Source organism: Bradyrhizobium sp. GCM10028915 (genome assembly GCF_042666195.1).
Taxonomy (GTDB): domain Bacteria; phylum Pseudomonadota; class Alphaproteobacteria; order Rhizobiales; family Xanthobacteraceae; genus Bradyrhizobium; species Bradyrhizobium canariense_D.
The window spans coordinates 210631-227911 of record NZ_JBHTFN010000045.1 but is presented as its reverse complement, the minus strand read 5'-3'; the positions used below and the strand labels follow the sequence as shown (position 1 = coordinate 227911).

Below are 17281 nucleotides of genomic sequence, written 5' to 3'. Positions count from 1 at the left end.
GGAATGGTGGGCGACATCATTTCGGAACGGGTGGGCGACTTCAAATCGGAATGGTGGGCGAGATCATCTCGGAATCCTGGGCGACATCGATCGGAATCCGCAGACAGGGCGCGGGTTCGGCTCCCGTCTCGTGCCTTGCCGGCTCTGTAGGACACTTTAGGAGACGTTCGTTCTCGCTAGGAGACGTTCGCTCTCGCTCGTTCGCGCGCCTCGCGCCGGCGTTCGCGGCGTTCGCGCCGCCGCTTGGCCCGGTCAGCGGGCTGCCGCAGCGGAGCAACCTGTGGCGCGGCGACTATCGCAGCGGGAGCTTCCTCGACCAAAGGCGCCTGGATCGGTTCGGGCGCAGCAGGGCGGGCTTCCATGAGCTCGAGCACCGCTCGTCCTTTGGACGTGATCTTCCACCCGCCGCCGATGCGTTCGACCAGCCTGTGCGAAAAGATGTCGAGGTCCGGCACCCGGGCGGCGAGGCGCTTGGTCCGATCCGCCCATTCCGGGCCACTGGTCGCTAGGATCGCCATGTCGCGTTTGAGGTCCTCCATGACGGCGAAACCGTCCGGATAGCTCACCAGGATCTTGAGGACCGTCACCTGGAAGTTCACGCCCCCTCCGGATCAATCAGCGCCACATCGTCGGCGCGCGCGAAAGGGCGTTGCGCCCAACCTGCCTGAGCCCTTCCGGAGAGACCTCGCCTTTAGTCGCAGCTTCCAGGATTTTCGATGCGACGTGAGTACGTGCACCGATCTCGCGGTGCGAGACACTTTCGCAGACTTCATCGAGGACCGAGCGCAAAAGCGCGGTCGTAGCAGGATCGAACATGGGAGACCCCATCGGAAAATTGGCTCACGACGTCAAATCAAGAGTGCTGTGAAATCCCGCGAATTCTTACCTTCCAGCCAACGCTTGGCAAGAGGGAGAGTGCGGCTCGGCAGCATTCGGCCGCGACGATGCGCCGTCCCATCCGTCGCCTGCCTTCGTTGACCGCGCAGGTCGCTTTCGGCAGAAGCCGCAAGACCGCCAGGCGGCCTTGGCCGTAGGATCCCGGAATCCAAGTTTCGGCTCGCTTGTGCTTAGAAGGGGAACTATCGAGCAGGAGCATTTCAGCAGCTACTCTTTTTCAGAAGTGGATTAGAAGTGGGCCGCGGCTCCAGGTGGGCTGCGGCCTTCCGATTCCGCTCGGGCGTCGCCTGGTCCGGCCACGACTGCATCACCGCCAGTCTGTCGTGCGAGGAGCTCGCACTGTGCTCCGATCGCGGGGTGCGCACGGCCGCGCCGAGACCGGCGAGCGCGCCAAGCACTGCGCGAATTGGACCTGCTGGACAGGCTGAGTTCCTTCGCCAGTTCGCCTTGATCGGCGTTGGTGGCGGTAGCTTCCGACCCACGACCATGAACTGTCCTGTCGCGGCAGCCGTCGGGGCGCCCTGCGCACAGGCGCAATCGGCTGGTCATGTCGGGGCAGACGCCCCTGGCGAAGCGCGAAGAGCGCGTAGGCCGCGCAGGCTGCGGTGTCACCTGGCCGAGCGGCTGGGCCGCCGGCTGGACCGGCCCCTGTCGGGGGTACTCTCCGACAAAGGCACCGCGAACAGCAGCGCCTCGAACAGTGCCCGATTGGCCCGATATCTGGCTGTAGAGCGCTTGCCTTCCGTCCCGTGCCTAAGCCGCCGGCCGTCGGCCGTGCACAAGAACCACCACCACGTGCGGCCGCGCTTTCTCAGGTGGGTTTCGAAAACAGCGAATCGCATCGCACCGCCAACCCGCCAGGGGGACTTCCCCATTGTCCTTTGTCTGACTCATGCTGCCGCAGGTTCAACTCCTGGGGCTCCCAACTTGCTCACGGCGATCGGGGAATAGTCCTTCGTCGAAAGAAAAATGCTTTGAGGCGGGAAACATTGCGCGTAGCCTCCGACGTGTCGGAGCTCGGATTCCGCCGTAGAATGCGGGTGAGCAGAAGCGAGACCCTGCGACCCGACCTTACCTAAGCTTTTTGCCTCACTGACCTGGGGTCCGGATGGAAGCTCCTGTTTCCGTCCTGGACATCGATTTCCGGCAGCGTCCAAATGTCCGCACCGAGCAGGATCGCGCTCTTCATCGATGGCGCCAATCTCCACGCCACCGCAAGGACCTTGGGATTCGACATCGACTACAAGCGCCTGCTGAAGGCGTTCGAGGGCCGCGGCGTCCTGGTTCGCGCCTACTACTACACGGCCGTGATCGAGGAGCAGGAGTATTCGTCGATCCGCCCGCTGGTCGACTGGCTCGACTACAACGGCTACACCGTCGTCACCAAGCCGACCAAGGAGTTCGTCGACGCCGGCGGCCGCCGCAAGGTCAAGGGCAACATGGACATCGAGCTTGCGGTCCACGCGATGGAGCTCGCCGGACAGCTCGACCAGATGGTGCTGTTTTCCGGTGACGGCGACTTCCGCTCGCTGGTTGAGGCCGTGCAGCGCCGCGGCGTCCGGGTCACGGCGGTCTCCACCATGGCCAGCCGGCCACCGATGATCGCCGACGAACTCCGCCGCCAAGCCCACGTCTTCACCGACTTGGCCGAGCTGCAGTCCACGGTCGGCAGAGATCCCTCCGAGCGCGGCGAGATGCGCCAGAACGGCGCCCCGGCCAGGCGCGGCGGCTCAGGGCGCGGCGATTCGATCGCCGTCACGCGCGACCCCGGCGCCGGGCCGAGCGACGACTAGCCTGTGCACCCGCGAAGTCGATTACGTCACGCGTCGCATCGCATTGCGCGCCCGACGAGGCCAGCGACGTAACACTCGCGGCCACTTCGAGACGCTGTGGGAGTCCGCAGCCGGTAGCTCCCCTCCGCGATGAAACGTGAAGGAAAATCAGCCGGACAAGCCCCGCGGTACAGAGCCACCCTCCTAAGCGCGCGCAAGAGCAAGGAGACGTGTCGGAGGGCGCCGGCCCCAGACACCTCTCCCACGAGAAATGCGATGTTAAGATCGTTCCGCTAGGAAAGATCGCGGTCAAGAGCGACCGCACTGGAATAGAGATGACCCGCCGACGCCCAGGCCGGCGGGTTTTTCTTGCAAGACCGACGGCTCACATTCCGCCGGAGTCGAAGGCGGCGTACCAAGGCGAGGCGTCGAGGAAATCGGCAGACAATCCTGAAGCGAGCGTCGCGGCCCCAAGTCCCCCAATCCGCCAGTTCGGTTTTCGGGTCCTTTCCGTCCGCTCCGCACCCGCAGTCTGCTCGCGGACGGCGCTGTACGTGCGTGGTGCGCTGGCGGTCGATTCACATGAATCCCGGATTCCGAGGCAGGTACTGGGCCCAACTGCCGAAATCGCGGGACGACATCAGCAGCATCGGAAACTTGATCCGCATGCGGTGCTCGAACGCCGTCGTCAGGGCGGCTTCGCTCGCGCCCGGCAAAAATGCCGATACTTGGGGTGCTCCACTCTCGACAGCCAAGCCTAGCGCCGTCCTGAAGGCTGTGGTTACGGCGCTGGACCGCAGGATCGCGAGCGGACCGATATGGCCGCGGTCGTCGACGTAAACATAGCCGGCCCAATCATCTGCGTCATACAGGCTGAAGCCCCGCGTCCGGCTGTCGTTGATGAGATAATGATGGTGCTTTTCACGGGATACACCAAGCACCCGCTCGTCCGCCTGCGCGAGGCGAGCCATGGTGGAAGCGGTTTCGTCGAGAGGAGCGCATTTGAATTGCGGGCCGTTCAGGCCGCCGATCAAATGCTCTCGGGGCACGCTGACGGTATAGATCGGAAACCGCGGAAACAGTCCATGTCGGATGTAGAGCCCCTGCGAGACGGCGTTGAAGGCAAAGGTGATCAGAACCCTGGTGGAAGCGCCGGATTTCTTCGCGTGATCCAGGGTCCGTTCGATCAGCTCGTTGCCGACGCTCCCACCCTGGCGGTCAGGCGTTACGAAGAGTTGTGCCAGAAACCAGATGTCTCCGCAGACCCAACTCCACGCGAAGCCGAGGATCCGACCCTCGTCTTCCGCGACCCAGAGACCGTCGGGATCGTCCGCCAGAGAGAACGACTGAAAATTCGGGGGACTCGCTGCGGCCATGGCCCCAAAGCCATGACGGAGCGTGAGATCGTTGATGCTGGCGACGACAAGCGCATCGGCAAGCTCCAGGTCCTCCGCGCGCGCGGGCCGGCAAACCACTGTCATCGAACGGCTCCACGATCACACGGAAGCATCACTTTCCACGGCGTTAGAGTCGAGGAAACCGCACCCGAGGGGCCCGTCTCGCCTACGCCAATTGCCGGACGCCGCACTAAGCGCCTCGCCGGCAGTCAAGCCAGACGCGGCCAGACGCTAAGTCGAAGCGCTCAGCTCAGAACCATTCACCCGGCGTGTATTTGTCGACGATCAGAACGGAGAGGGACAGCAGCAGGCCCAAACCACTGAACATCGCCATCGAGAGCGCGGTGTCGATTTCGGCGATCGATTTCGCGGACGCGCGGGGCAGCAACCATGTAATCGCAGCATTCATGTCACTCTCCATTGAGGAAGGCGGGACCCGACGCCGACCACAACAGCAGGCGTTCGTTTCAGAATGACTTCGCGGGATTAACGAAACGGCTTCTCGACATGGCGAAAACGCGTCTCTTCCGTGCGGACGCTCCGCGTCCTGTTCTATTGCCTGACGAGGCCGCGCCAGGCTTTCCGTGTGTAGGGGCCGATGAAAATTCCGGCCTTCATGCAGGCCTGCCCCGCAGCGGCACACTTCGAATCCGCGTCCGAATGATTGGATCCGTCTTGTTTGCAATGCGCGATGGCTTCTGAGCACGTCGCTGCGGAGGCCGGCGAGGTGAACAGGCAGGCGACGAAAACAGAGGCTGTCAGTATTCGCATGGGAGCAAATCCCGGCTGGGGCACGATCGGCGCAAGACCGCCGGGGTCGCGGGCAAATCTCTTATTTCGCCGGCGGGCGCAGCGGGCCGTCGGCCCACCTGCGGGCGGCCGGGTCCTGCAGTGGGTCGTCGCCACAAGCGGTGCAGACGTACCGCAGCTTTCCGTTGACGATTTCGTGGCGCATAGCCTTCATCGGCCTGCCGCACGCCGGGCACGCCTTCAGGACTGGATAGGACACTGGCATCTGATTTCCCCTGCGACCGCCAGTCTACGTCCGGCGCCATAGCGATCTCAAGACGGTCGCGGAAAGTTGCAAGCGCGTGTCGACGCTTCTTGACTCAACGACTGTGGACCACTCAACTCGGGGCAGTGATGTTGTGGGGTGCCTCATGGAGCAGGAATTCTACCACGGTCTCGCTCAGCGGGTCCGAATTATCGCCGATAGGGCCGACCCGTTTACTCGCCGCCGTCTGCTGGATCTCGCCAAGCGATACGACGCCAAGGGCGATCCGGCCTCGCGACCGGGAGCGACCGAACGGCCGCTGCCGGCGCCGCGCATCACGCCGCCGAGTTCGATCTTCTCCGGACCCGGCGAGGCCTGACCCGGAGGCAGTGGTTCTCGATGGTGCCCTAGCGCTTCCCGACCGAACCTAGCCGTCCTCCCTGCAGGGGCCTGCTGCCCGCCAGAAGCAAGCCCGCATATCCCAGCCGGTGCTCCGGGCCTCACCAGCGAGGATTTGATGCCATATACGGGTGCAGGACTGCGTTTCGCCCTGAAGGCCATCCCGGCGCCTCCTACTTCGACGGAGAAGAGATATTAGCCTGCAAACAGGCTGGCGTTGCAGTCACCTTGTCCAAGCCCATGACGTCGAACGCCAAGGCGGAGGGCCGGTTCGGCAAACAGGAATTCGCTTACCTGCCTGATGAGGACGTCTATCGCTCCCCATCCGGCGAGCTGCTGCCCTATCGCTACACCAACATCGAGCACGGAATGACGCTGCGCCGTTACTGGTCAACAGCAGCGTGCCAAGGCTGCACGATCAAGAGCCAATGCACGCCGTCAAAGGAGCGCCGCATAACGCGCTGGGAGCACGAGCATGTGGTCGAGGAGCTCCAGAGACGGCTCCATTGCAATCCCGACGCCATGCGGACGCGGCGCGAGACGGTCGAGCATCCCTTCGGCACGATCAAAGCCCATATGGGTGCGACACACTTCCTGATGAAGCGCCTACGGAATGTAGCCGCCAAGATGGCCTTGCACGTCCTGGCCTATAACCTCACCCGGGTGATGAACATCGTCGGCAAATCGAGCCTGATTTCAGCTATCCCACCCACCTGAAGGCGGGAAGTGCGTCCAAAAGCGACGCCGCGCTCGCAATAACCACCTCGGCCGGCTACGCAGTCGATCCGACGCGAAAACATCGGCGGCCTGCAACGATTGTCGACCACGGCCGCCTTTGAGCTATCCGTTTCCACACAACCAAGACCCACAGCGGACATATTGAGCTTTCCATAGCCGCATCGGTCGCTCATACTTTGCTTATCGGTTGTACTTTTGGCTTCGCGTGCTCCATTCTTTTGACGGCACGACCATTGTCGATTTCTGAGTTTTCCACGCCCTTAGTATCGCGCCATCGGAGCCGTGCAGAGCAATTTCATAGCGGAGGCTTTCATGAAACGTCGTGAATTTCTGGCGCGATCCGCAACGGCCGCATGCGCGAGTTTCCTTCTGGGAAACGGCTCCGACGGTTCTCGCCTCATTGGATCAGCGATTGCCGCTGACCAGGGGGACCGGCAGAAAGCGACGCTTGAGCAGAAATTTGCCGAATTCGCACTTTCGATTAAGTATGAAGCTCTGCCCGCCGATGTTATCGCTTCGGCCAAGCGCGTCCTTCTGGACACCCTCGGATGCGCATTCGGATCCGTGGGATCCGAGCCTTCGAATATTGCTGAAACTACAATTCGCCAGACTTTCGGACACGGCCAGACAGCCACAGTGATCGGCTATCCGCGGTCTGCTACCGTAGAAGGCGCGATATTCGTCAATGGCGTCCTCGTTCGATCCCTCGATCTGAACGATACCTATATTGGCACCGAACCACTTCATCCGAGCGAGGTGCTGCCGACGGCGATTGCTCTGTGCGAGGAGAATGGACGATCTGGCCGCGAGCTCATCGAAGCGATAGTCGTGGGCTATGAGGCCAGCATACGCGTTAATGACGCCATCTCCTTCATTGAGCGCGGCTTCCACCCCCTTTGCGCGGCCTCCTATGGCATCCCCCTGATTGCGGGCAAGATCTGGGGGCTTCCCAAAGGGGCCATCGCCAACGCGGTTGGAATTTCCGCCGCCCGCGGCTTCACGAGCTTCGTCGTCAATAGCGGCGCGATCAGCATGATGAAAGCCATGGGACTTGCCGCGACAGCCGCAGACGGCGTTTTCGCAACGCGCCTCGCTGCCCAAGGCTTCACCGGGCCTTCCGGCACGCTGGAATGGCTGGCGTCGAAGATGAAGCCGGTCAAGGAGGGGGTTGCCGTCGACCTCGAGCTCGCGCGATACCGGCTGCCGCAGGTGGCCTTCAAACGCTTTCCCATTCAAATCGAGCTACAGGCCGTAGCGGAGGCCGGCGCATCGCTTTCCACGAAGGTCAGGGATCGCATACAAGATATCCTAGCGATCAATGTTGAGACCTATCCCGGTATCATCGAGCGCGTCGCCGACCCTGCGAAGTTCAAGCCGCAGACAAAGGGCACCGCCGATCACAGCCTTCCAGTCTGCCTTGCCATGGCACTGCTCGATGGCGATGTGACGGTGACTCAATTCGAAAAGGACCGCTGGCGGGGCCGGGACGTGACGGCGTTGGTGGAAAAGACCACGGTTAAGCCTGGGGAAGCACTGATCGCCAAACTTCCCAAAGGACGCGGCACAAGCATCGAGATTGTATTCGCCGATGGCGCGTCCTTGCATGAAACCGTGGAAGTTCCTGAGGGCGACTCGAAACGCCCACTTTCTCGAGCGTCGCTTGAACACAAATTCATGAACTTCGCAGTTCCTGTCGTTGGCAAGGCAGGCGCAGAGCGGGTCATGTCGCTCGTCGATGGTCTCGACGAATTAAGGGATGTCCGAGAGTTGACCCGAAGCCTCAAGGGGACCGGAAAACAAAATCCAGCGTGAGCCTGAACTCGTTGTCCCCGCAACGGAAGGTTGATGTCGGCTGTTGAGCCCCTAACCGAACAGCGGTTCAACCGCCCCAATGTCGGTGGTCGCTGGTAAACCGGACGCCGAGCTGCACTTGCCTCGCCAGCCGCTTTTGTCCGAAGCCGCCAGCCGACGCGAAGTGGATTTCTGAACATCGGCTGGCCCAATCCATCAACCTTTCGGGCAGCCGGCAACTTAAAAGAACGCGAATGAGGTCATAGGCCCTGACCCAACCTGAAGTCGTGCAATTCTGCTATGGTAATTAATTCGGGCGTATGGCCCCGTGCGGGAGACAGCCGTGACAAATTGGGGGATGTCCAACGATCCATCTGGCAAGCCGCCATCCAATAGTGGGCAGCCGGACAAAGCAGGATCCGATGAGCAGCGATCGGGGAAGCCGCCATCTGATCGCAGTTTAAGGATACGCTTGCGGGCACGATTGCAGTTGATGGGCGGCGCGCTCGCCTCGATTGCGGCGGTGGGTGCAATCGCGGGCGGCCTCGTCGGCTACTGGACTGTTTGGAAGACGCTGCGCACAGACGTGTTTCCGGAGAGCCAGAAAACGCAGAAAGAGGCTACGGCCCGGCCCGACATTGCTCCCCGTTTGTCTCTCGTTGTTCTGCCATTCGCAAACCTCAACAACGATGCAGAGCAGGACTATTTCGCCGACGGGATTACGACCGATCTGACGACCGACCTCGCGCAAATGCCCGATACATTCGTGATCGGACGCGGGACGGCTTTCACCTATAGGAATAAGCAGGTCGATCTCAAGACGCTCGGCAAGGACCTTGGTATCCGATGGGCGGTGCAGGGCGCCGTGCAACGGGCTGGAGATCGGGTTCGGATGAACGTGTCGCTTGCAGACCTTTCCACAGGTCGTGACGTCTGGTCGGATCGTTTTGATGGCGACCGGATGAATCTCGCCAGATTGCAGGACCAAGTCACGGCGCGGCTTGCCCGCTCTCTCAACGTTGAACTCATTCAGGCCGAAAGTCGGCGCAGTCTGATGGACCAGCCCGCGAATCCGGATGCCGTGGATTTCACCATGCGCGGGTGGGCAAAAGTCTATGGACCTCAGAGCAAGGTAACGATCACCGAGGCAAAGGACTTGTTTGAGGCCGCGCTGCATCTCGATCCGGACCACATTGATGCAATGCTCGGTAAAGCGTGGTGCATAGCCAGCGGCATACTCAGCGGGTGGTCAACGTCCGTGACGGAAGACAAAAAGATCGCCACCAGCTTAATTGATCAAGTTCTTTCAAAGCGGCCGACGAGCGCGAATGCGCACATAACCAAAGGAAACGTTTTACTCTATGGCGATCCCGAGGGAGCGTTACCTGAATTCGACGCCGCTTTAGAAGCCGACCCAAATTCGCCGCTTGCATACGCAACAAAGGGAATTGCACTTGTCACAGCGGGACGCGCGCGCGAATCCTTCGACCCCGTTCAGATTGCTTTACGCCTAAGCCCCAAAGATCCGGCGCGTAGCACCTGGCATTTCTTCCTGTGCCATGCTCACGTCCATGTGCAGCAATTTAACGAAGCCATTGAGGAATGCAGGCGCTCTATCAATCTGAACAAATTATACTGGATGCCGTATGTGGATCTGGTTTCAGCTTATGGAGCCACTGGCCAACTCGAAATGATCCCGCAAATGACGGCCGAATTGGATGCAATCCTGCCGGATTTCACGGTCCAATGGTTCCGTCAAATAGGCTACGCACGTTCGAGCAATGCGCAGTTTCGCCGTGAGTACGACAGCATCCTTGATGGACTTAGAAAGGCTGGCGTCCGCGAACAGTGAGAGTGGCCAGAATCTTCGTTGCTTGCTTACCAGCAGAGTGTTCTCTGGCCTGAGCCGAAAAGCACTGGAGCCGCGGTGACGTCCGCTGTCGCTGGTGAGTCAGACGCCGAGCAGCCTTAGCTCAACAAGCGCCTGTCCCCAAAACCGACATCAGTGCCGCGCTCGACGGCATTCACCAATACCTTTTCCCCACTCGCGCCAGGGCTATGTGCAAGCTGGCGGGGGGCTGTCCGAGTGTGGTGCTTGCTCGCCGATAGCGTTCCCACATTGCCTTTCCGTCTAGATCTTCAACCAGCTCAAGTCCAACACAGGCGAGATCGTTGACGATGTCATCCGGATAGAATCCCGAAATCCAAGGCTCGCCGGTCTGCGCTACCAGGTTGGCATTCTCGTTGTGTGGTGATTGCGATGTGTTCTGGGCCAACTCGGCTTGATCCATATAGGTGAATACAAGTTCGCTTCCCCGAGCACCGCAAGTTGCCACTGCACGCAAGGTTGCCAGATTGGCTTGGCGTGTCAGGTACACCGAAACGCCGAGCCACGAGAAGAATGCTTTCTTATCTTTCCGGAAGCAAGAGCAAGCCAAAGCAGACACCAAATCCTCGTTTGCGAGGTCGGCAGCGATGAAATGCACCGACGGCGGAAGCGATATGCCGCATTCTTTAATACGCTGGATTTTCATCGTTTGGGTCGCCGGATGATCTATCTCGAAGATCGTCAGGGCATCCGAAAAAGCGGGGCGGCGAAGCACGAAGCTATCCAAGCCGGCACCGATAAGAACATACTGGCTTATGCCCCTGATTGTCGCCTCGCGCAGCGCGTCTTCCGCATAGCGAGAGCGGATTACCACTCCTGGGAGCGCGGTATTGGTCAGGAGGAAGTCGTCCAACACTGAAGCGGGTCCCTGCAGAGCACGGGCACGCGCGTCCTTATCCATGCGGGCCAATACCCGCTCAGTCATCCTTTCGCGTTCAGCTTCGGGAACGAGTCGATCGCCCCAGGGATCGTCAAAAAGGGGAGACGGTTCGAACCGCGAATGCAGCGCTCTCATGAGCGACGTCGCCAGTGCGGTGCGGCTGGGCAATGACTCCATCATCCCGATCCGTCTTGGGACGGCTTGTCTCGCTAAGTTAGGGCGATCTATCTCGTACGAACGATAGACTAGAATTGGCGATCATTAAAGCTGCCCATGAAAGGCGGCAACAACTTGCGCAGCAGCCGCACTGACACAAGGCTTCGGAAGGAAAGACGATTTAGACCGCAGCATGAGTTGGGGAATGGTTTCGGACAAGGCTGGGCCGGTTCGATTATCTCCGCTGTTCGGGGTGGACCGGAAGTGACGGGTACCCGCGGCGCTTCCGGGTCGCGCGGATGTCGCGCTGGTTAGCGAGGGTAGCCTCGACCCAAGCGCGCTCCGGTTCGGCTGCCCAGGTCAGAAGCAACTCTCGCGGGACGCCTCGAAATCGGCCGAGATTGACGGCCGAATCGGTCGAACAGGTGGTACACAGCGGTGGTCACAAAACTCGGCCGGACCTTTTTGGAATCCTTGTTTTCCGCGGGTTTTCGCGCATTCTCGGTATGGGGGAGAGATTCCCACTCTCCTAGCCTCTCGGCGGCTCAGTTAGTGACTTGGACCAGCGCTTCGCCTGCTCAGCGAGCGTTTGCGCGCAAGCGGGCAAACGTCAGCTATGAGGCCGAATGAATGAGAGATGGCACCCTCGGCTTGGATCGACTTCCGACTGCCGCATCACGTTGCGGGCGCCCGATCAGGTAGCCTTGCATCTCATCGCAGCCCTCCTCGATGAGGAGCGACATCTGCACCCTTGTTTCGATCCCTTCCGCAAGGACCGGGACGCCAAGACCGTGCGCGAGCCCGATGATCGCGCGAACGATGGCCAATGATCGCTCGCTTTGTCCTAGCGAGGCAACGAAAGACCGGTCGATCTTAATCCTGTCGAGAGGGAAAGCCTCGACATAGGACAAAGAAGAGTATCCCGTCCCGAAGTCATCGAGCGCAATCAGGATGCCGAGGCTTTTGAGCGATTGCATCGCCTTCTTGGCGCGCGAGACGTCCTCGATCAGGACGCCTTCCGTGATTTCGAGCTCCAGTCGCGAAGGCTCAAGGCCAGTTTCACGCAGTGCCATACGGACCTGTGCATCGAGGTTCTCCCTGCGGAATTGCGCGGCCGAGACATTGACGGCGATCCTGAAGGGCCGGTCCCACGAGGCGGCCTCCCGGCAGGCCTCCACCAGCACCCAGTCATCGATCTGGGCAATCGAGCCACTCCGCTCTGCGATCGGGATGAACTCTCCGGGAGGGACGATTCCGCGGTCGGGATGGCGCCAACGGACCAGGGCCTCGTAGCCAATGATGCGGCCATCGCGGTGCTGCTGCGGCTGATAATCAAGATAGAGTTCCTCGCGCTCGACTGCGAACCGCAGATCGTGTTCGAGCGCGCGGCGCTCGCGGAGCTGCTGGTCCATGGCACTCGTGAACAGGCGGATCGCGCCTCTGCCCTCGTGCTTGGCCCGGTAGAGCGCCGCATCGGCGTTCGCGAGCAGAGAGGTGATCTTGTCCGCATCTCTGGGAAACAGCGCCGCGCCGACGCAGAGGTCCAGCTTGAGAGCATGACCGTCGACCTTGATCGGATCCTCGAATGCTGCCCGCATCTTGGTCGCCAGGAGTTCCGCGCTTGCCGACAGAGGCACCTGGTCCGTGATGCCGATGAACTCGTCGCCGCCCACCCGTGCCACGTAGCAGCCCTCCGCTGCTTCTTGAAGACGGCGGGAGGTTTCGCGCAGCACGGCATCCCCGACCGCATGCCCGAACAGGTCGTTGATCTCCTTGAAGTGGTCAAGGTCGATGCAGAGAACGGCAAAGCCGGAGCCGGTGACTTCGGTCCGCTCAACGGCTGCCGAGAGGTGCTGATCCAAGGCGGTGCGGTTGGGCAGCTCGGTTAGAACATCGTGGGAGGCCAGATAGCTGATCCTCTCCTGGGCGCGATTGCGTTCGGTGACGTCGAACGCCACGCAAACTTGCGCTGCGCGCCCTTCGTATTGAAGCGGACGCGACTCGATCACGACCTGGATGGCATCCCCACAAGCGGTTCTGTGCAGCTCGAACTCGGCGGTGCGATCCGATCCTTCGCACTCGAGCTGCGGCTCGCACATCAGAAGAAGGTCCTCGCGGCGGTAGCCGTAATGTCGGCACATCGCTGCGTTCGCGGCGAGCAATTGCCGCGTTGATGAATCGACCACCCACATCGGCAGCGGATTCTCTTCAAATAGGAGACGGAACGAGGCCTCCCGACGCTTCAGGTCGGTGATATCGATCCGGACCCCGATGCTGCCTCCATCGGCGGTGCGCCGCTCCTCCACTCGGATCCAGCGATCGTCGGGCAGATGCTGTTCGTGCGAATATCTTGGCAGAGCATGGCGTGCCAAGCGTTCCGCGAGCCATTCATCCTCCTGCCCAATCGCCTCCGGATATTGCAGCCGCGCCAGTCCGGCCCGCAGGATGCTTTCGAACGGTGTTCCAGCCGCCAGGGTGTCCCGGCTGGCGGCATAGAAGTCCGCGTACTGCCTGTTCCAAAGGACCAGCCGATCATCCTTGTCGAATAGGGCCAGGCCTTCAGGAACGACCTCGAGCGCCTCGGTGAGATGGGTGTGAGCAGCGCGGGCGGCGGCTTCGGCCTGTTCAGCTGCCGTCTTGGTCTTGGCAAGGGCCATCTCGGTCCGATGACGCTCGGTGATGTCCTCGTGCGTGGCAACCCAGCCTCTGCCCTCCATGGGACGGTGCCGGATGCGCACGACACGTCCATTCGTCAATTCGACGGTTGTATCCGAACTTTTGGCGATCACCGCCGCGCTATTGCGCCAAGCCAGATAGTCCTGCTTCGACATCTTCGGCGCGCTGCCGGCTGAATACCGAAGATCGACGATGTCGTTCAGCTTCATGCCGGGCCGGACGACGTCCGGATCGAGATCGTAGATCTCCAGGTAGGTCCGATTGCAGACAATCAGGCGCTGATCCTCGTCGAAGAAGCAGAGGCCCTGGGACATGTTGTTGAGGGCCCGATCGAACCGCTCGGCGACGGCGGTCGCGGTCTGCTCCGCGGCCCTGGCGCGCTCCCCTTCTTGGGTCAAGCTGCTATGGGCCTGAATCAGTTGGACGAACGAACGAAAGTTGGTGTTGATCATCCGGCCGAGCAGCACGAGCAGCAACAGCAGATTGATGCCGAGCGAGATCATGATTCCGTCGCCCGAGAAGAGCAGTACAGTCCCGATCGGGGTCCCCGCAATCAGCATCGTCAGCAGGGATGCCGGCGGGAAGCTTCCGAGGCAGTAGGCCGTGCCGATGCACCCCATGAAGACGAGCAATGCTATCGGTGCGCGCAAACCGGGATCCACGGCTGCGAACAGCGCCAGAATCCAGAACACAAACCCTGCGTTGAGTACCACCGCGACGCCGCGCGTTCTCCTGAGCTCACGTTGCGCCTGCTCCGGCGTGACATCGACCGCTTTCAAGCGGATCCACTGAGTCAACCGAAGGAGGCAGAGGGCGAGGAGAGCGCCCGGCAGACCGAATCTGAGCCATGCGGATACTGTGAGCGGGATGACCAGCGCCACACTGATGCTGTCGATCAGTAGCACGGCGTAGAGAACCGGAACCTGCTTGCGAAGAATTCGGAATTGCTCGATGACCAACGAGCGACCGAGCGGATCGGCGGTATCGCCCACCGCAAAAGCTGCACTTACTCGCGCGAACAAGTCCATCGAGATTGCCCCACCCTCTTCATAAAGTAGGATGGAGAGGCGAAGGACAGGTAAAGGCGGTTGGTATCCTGAGGCTTAACAGCCTTACTGCAATCGTGGAGTTGCCGCAGCACCGCTCCCGGGTTAGCCGGGGCGCCGAACCGCGCGCCGCGAGCCGGCGGGTGCACGTCCGACGGTTGTGTCCGACCAGTTTTCCTGCCGAGTTCTCGATCGATGCAGCAAAGAGCATGCTCGATACAGCACCAGAAGCATCGGCTGCTCTTCCGGCGTTTTGTCCTTCTAAGAAGGTGCTGCACGCTCGTGACGGTACGTAAGCACCTTAAGGCGGTCAATCGACGCATTGTATGTTGTGGCGCGACGGGCCGCACGACGAAACGCGGATACGTAGTTGCGCCTTAGCCACTGCGATCTGCTGAGCGTGACACCTGCCGGATCATCCATGCTGTGCCCGCTCAAGCGCTCAATCGACCTGAAGGCGCGCGGGTCGTCGTGAGCCTGATCAGACGATCGACCGCGTTCAGAACGGCCCGCTCGTCGATCAACCGCTCTTCGGCTTGCGACAGACCGATTCGTCCTTCGTCGCGTTCGGCGAATGTCTCTCCCGATTCCGCCTGTTCGGCGAAGGCAGCGACGCTCCTTTCGGTCTCAGCGATCTCGGTTCTCATCTCTTCGACGACACGTGGACCATCTGCCGCCATGCGCTTGATCCGGTCGATCTGTTCGGCTGTTTGAGCCTGCACTTCATCGGAGAGCAAGTGAGGGGGCAGCAGCGCGCATAGCTTCTCGAACTCGTTACTTTCGCTCTGAAGCACGATTGAGGAATAATCAGAGAATACTATGAGGGCCGCGACCATCTCGTCCGTCTCGTCGCCGCCGAAGCGGTAGTCCAGAAACGCCGCGCCGAGAGCGTTCTGGCGTCCGGTGAGAATCGCCGCGCCGATGCCGGTCAGGGCCGTCCGTCCCAGGGTACGCCCGACGCGCAGCTTCGTTTCAGCGGCGATTTTCGCTACGCATCTGATCTGGGTGGTAGCGTTGTAGCGCACCGAATCGGAGCCGGACGAGGCGGCACCGTTCCGCCAGATGCCGATGACCGGATTTTTGAAGAAGACCTTGATGGATTCCGCCGATTCCACCGGGGCTCCATCGCCCTCGAAGGAGAATATCTCCGCCTGCAGCACCGGCACCTTCCATCCGGAGCGCAGGTCGTAGTCCGACATCGTCAGAGCGGGATCGCCGACGGAACTTTTCGCCAGGCCCAACGCCGAATGCTGCGGCATGGAGTCCAATGCCGACTTCCGCGGACCGATGAGCGCCCACACGAAGAAGCCGAGCCACCCGAGCACCGTGAATCCAAAGACGACGTTCAGGATCGCCAGCGCCCAGGCGTAGTGGTGCCGAACCTTGAAGGCGATGATGGTGGGCAGAAGGTACACGGCGACTCCCAGCGGCATCAATCCGACCGGTCCGATGGCCAGGCTCATCAACGCCGAGATTGCGACCAGGACCGTGAGAAGTCCTATTCCGAAATGCCGGTGCTCCGTGACGCTCGAAGAACGCCTGATGTCGCTCCCTTGCAGGGCGGGGGCAGGCGCGGTCGCATCCGAAGTCTCTTCCATGGCTACCGCCTGGCGCAGCGCCATCGGCAGCGACGGCGGCTCCGTCATCGCCGGCGCGGCGCGCTCAGGCTCGCCGCCATCCAGGACTTTGTCCTCGGAAGGCGCGATGGTCGGCGGCTCCACGGGCTTGACGTCCGTCGTGACCGGCACCGACGCGGGTGCGAGGCTCGAGATCGCGTCAATCTTCTTGCGCCTGTCGAAGAGGAGAAAGCCGACCGTCCCGATGAGACCGAGGACCGCGGCGACGAGCGCCCACTGGAGGTAGTTCGTTTCGGATGTCTTCGCCGCGGCCTGGATCGCGATCGGCGGGCCCACCACGCGAGGCTGGACGGGTTCGCTCGCGGAGGGCGTCGGGGGAGCTTTCGGACCGGCATCCGCCCCTGGTGCGATCGCGGGAGGGACGACCGCCGCCGGGCGGACAGCATCGGCTACGATCGGGTGCTGGATGGGAGAGACCGGAGCGACGGCGGTCGGCGCGACAGCCGGCCCGGGAGGTTTCGCGGCGATCACGGAGTTCGGGTTCTCAGCCGGTGCGACGTGCTCCAGAGCTGCTGGCGGTGACACGGCCACAGTCGGCGGGGGCGACGGCTGGGAGGCCGGCTGCGCGGCCGGCGGAGTTGCGTCGGGCGGACTTGCGGCGGGCGGAGTTGCGGTCGGCGCGGGGCGCGAGTTCGATGGCTCGACCGTGGGCGGCGAAAGCTGCGGAGCAGCCGGATTCGCTGCGACCTCGTGGGCGCCTGCCGCGACGTCGGGAGCAAGCCTGGACGGATCGATCGTCAGAAACCGAAGGGTCCCGCGGCCGGCCGGATCCCAACTCGCCGCCCAGACGTATCCGGCACCCCCGGTCACCCTGTAGACCGGCAGCCCGATCGAGGCGGAGCGCTGGTAGTTGCCGATGTGGTCCACCAAGATGCCGGCCCTGACGTCGCGGCCGGCTGCCGGATCCGCCAAACGAGCTCGATCGAGCGGCTGGAGGGAAACGTCGCCCCACGTCGCCATCAGCGTACGTGGCCCGACTGCGCTCGCCGGCGCTGCGATGAAGCGGGGCT

At 61.8% G+C, this 17281-nt stretch carries 11 protein-coding genes and 1 pseudogene; 5 read left to right on the top strand and 7 right to left on the bottom strand.

From position 1 onward, the window contains the following. Positions 1 to 176: 176 nt before the first annotated feature. A complete protein-coding gene (locus ACFQX9_RS27555; protein WP_204512710.1) occupies positions 177 to 599 on the bottom strand; it encodes a hypothetical protein in 423 nt (140 codons plus the stop codon). 16 nt (positions 600 to 615) lie between these two features. Beyond that, positions 616 to 816, bottom strand: coding sequence for a hypothetical protein (locus tag ACFQX9_RS27550; protein WP_204512711.1), 201 nt, complete (start codon positions 814 to 816; stop codon positions 616 to 618). A 1238-nt stretch (positions 817 to 2054) separates the two neighbouring features. On the opposite strand from ACFQX9_RS27550, the gene ACFQX9_RS27545 reads away from it, so the two are divergent. Beyond that, positions 2055 to 2690, top strand: a complete 636-nt coding sequence (locus ACFQX9_RS27545; RefSeq protein WP_204512712.1) for an NYN domain-containing protein — start codon at positions 2055 to 2057, stop codon at positions 2688 to 2690. A 557-nt stretch (positions 2691 to 3247) separates the two neighbouring features. On the opposite strand, the gene ACFQX9_RS27540 is transcribed toward ACFQX9_RS27545, so the two are convergent. Both ACFQX9_RS27540 and ACFQX9_RS27535 read right to left on the bottom strand, forming a co-directional pair. Further along, positions 3248 to 4150, bottom strand: coding sequence for a GNAT family N-acetyltransferase (locus ACFQX9_RS27540; protein WP_204512713.1), 903 nt, complete (start codon positions 4148 to 4150; stop codon positions 3248 to 3250). A gap of 166 nt (positions 4151 to 4316) precedes the next feature. Next, positions 4317 to 4475: a hypothetical protein gene (locus tag ACFQX9_RS27535; RefSeq protein ID WP_204512714.1), complete on the bottom strand. Its 159-nt coding sequence runs from the start codon at positions 4473 to 4475 to the stop codon at positions 4317 to 4319. Positions 4476 to 5226: 751 nt separating this feature from the next. Here ACFQX9_RS27535 and ACFQX9_RS27530 point away from each other — a divergent pair. The 4 genes and pseudogenes from ACFQX9_RS27530 (at position 5227) to ACFQX9_RS27515 (ending at position 9840) form a co-directional block, all read left to right on the top strand. Further along, positions 5227 to 5439 carry a hypothetical protein gene (locus ACFQX9_RS27530; protein ID WP_204512715.1) on the top strand — a complete coding sequence of 71 codons (213 nt, stop codon included), beginning with the start codon at positions 5227 to 5229 and terminating at the stop codon, positions 5437 to 5439. A 110-nt stretch (positions 5440 to 5549) separates the two neighbouring features. Continuing rightward, positions 5550 to 6176 (top strand): annotated as a pseudogene (locus ACFQX9_RS27525) (transposase); the annotation flags it as partial. Between the two features lie 333 nt (positions 6177 to 6509). Then, a complete protein-coding gene (locus tag ACFQX9_RS27520; RefSeq protein WP_204512717.1) occupies positions 6510 to 8009 on the top strand; it encodes an MmgE/PrpD family protein in 1500 nt (499 codons plus the stop codon). A gap of 337 nt (positions 8010 to 8346) precedes the next feature. Beyond that, positions 8347 to 9840, top strand: a complete 1494-nt coding sequence (locus ACFQX9_RS27515; protein ID WP_377791118.1) for a tetratricopeptide repeat protein — start codon at positions 8347 to 8349, stop codon at positions 9838 to 9840. A 172-nt stretch (positions 9841 to 10012) separates the two neighbouring features. Here the strand turns inward: ACFQX9_RS27515 and ACFQX9_RS27510 are convergent, their stop codons facing one another. From ACFQX9_RS27510 to ACFQX9_RS27500, 3 genes are all read right to left on the bottom strand, one after another. Continuing rightward, positions 10013 to 10936 (bottom strand): class I SAM-dependent methyltransferase, encoded by a 924-nt coding sequence (locus tag ACFQX9_RS27510; RefSeq protein WP_204512719.1) that lies wholly within the window; start codon positions 10934 to 10936, stop codon positions 10013 to 10015. A gap of 590 nt (positions 10937 to 11526) precedes the next feature. Next, complete coding sequence (locus tag ACFQX9_RS27505) at positions 11527 to 14616, bottom strand: EAL domain-containing protein (protein ID WP_204512720.1); 3090 nt, start codon at positions 14614 to 14616, stop codon at positions 11527 to 11529. A gap of 452 nt (positions 14617 to 15068) precedes the next feature. Then, positions 15069 to 16547 carry a superinfection immunity protein gene (locus tag ACFQX9_RS27500; protein ID WP_377791117.1) on the bottom strand — a complete coding sequence of 493 codons (1479 nt, stop codon included), beginning with the start codon at positions 16545 to 16547 and terminating at the stop codon, positions 15069 to 15071. Between the last annotated feature and the right edge of the window lie 734 nt (positions 16548 to 17281).

Coding starts and splice junctions, on each gene's coding strand:
- ACFQX9_RS27540 (WP_204512713.1), bottom strand. CDS start 4,150: ATGACAGTGGTTTGCCGGCCCGCGCGCGCGGAGGACCTGGAGCTTGCC.
- ACFQX9_RS27505 (WP_204512720.1), bottom strand. CDS start 14,616: ATGGACTTGTTCGCGCGAGTAAGTGCAGCTTTTGCGGTGGGCGATACC.
- ACFQX9_RS27515 (WP_377791118.1), top strand. CDS start 8,347: ATGTCCAACGATCCATCTGGCAAGCCGCCATCCAATAGTGGGCAGCCG.
- ACFQX9_RS27510 (WP_204512719.1), bottom strand. CDS start 10,936: ATGATGGAGTCATTGCCCAGCCGCACCGCACTGGCGACGTCGCTCATG.
- ACFQX9_RS27520 (WP_204512717.1), top strand. CDS start 6,510: ATGAAACGTCGTGAATTTCTGGCGCGATCCGCAACGGCCGCATGCGCG.
- ACFQX9_RS27530 (WP_204512715.1), top strand. CDS start 5,227: ATGGAGCAGGAATTCTACCACGGTCTCGCTCAGCGGGTCCGAATTATC.
- ACFQX9_RS27545 (WP_204512712.1), top strand. CDS start 2,055: ATGTCCGCACCGAGCAGGATCGCGCTCTTCATCGATGGCGCCAATCTC.
- ACFQX9_RS27535 (WP_204512714.1), bottom strand. CDS start 4,475: ATGAATGCTGCGATTACATGGTTGCTGCCCCGCGCGTCCGCGAAATCG.
- ACFQX9_RS27550 (WP_204512711.1), bottom strand. CDS start 816: ATGTTCGATCCTGCTACGACCGCGCTTTTGCGCTCGGTCCTCGATGAA.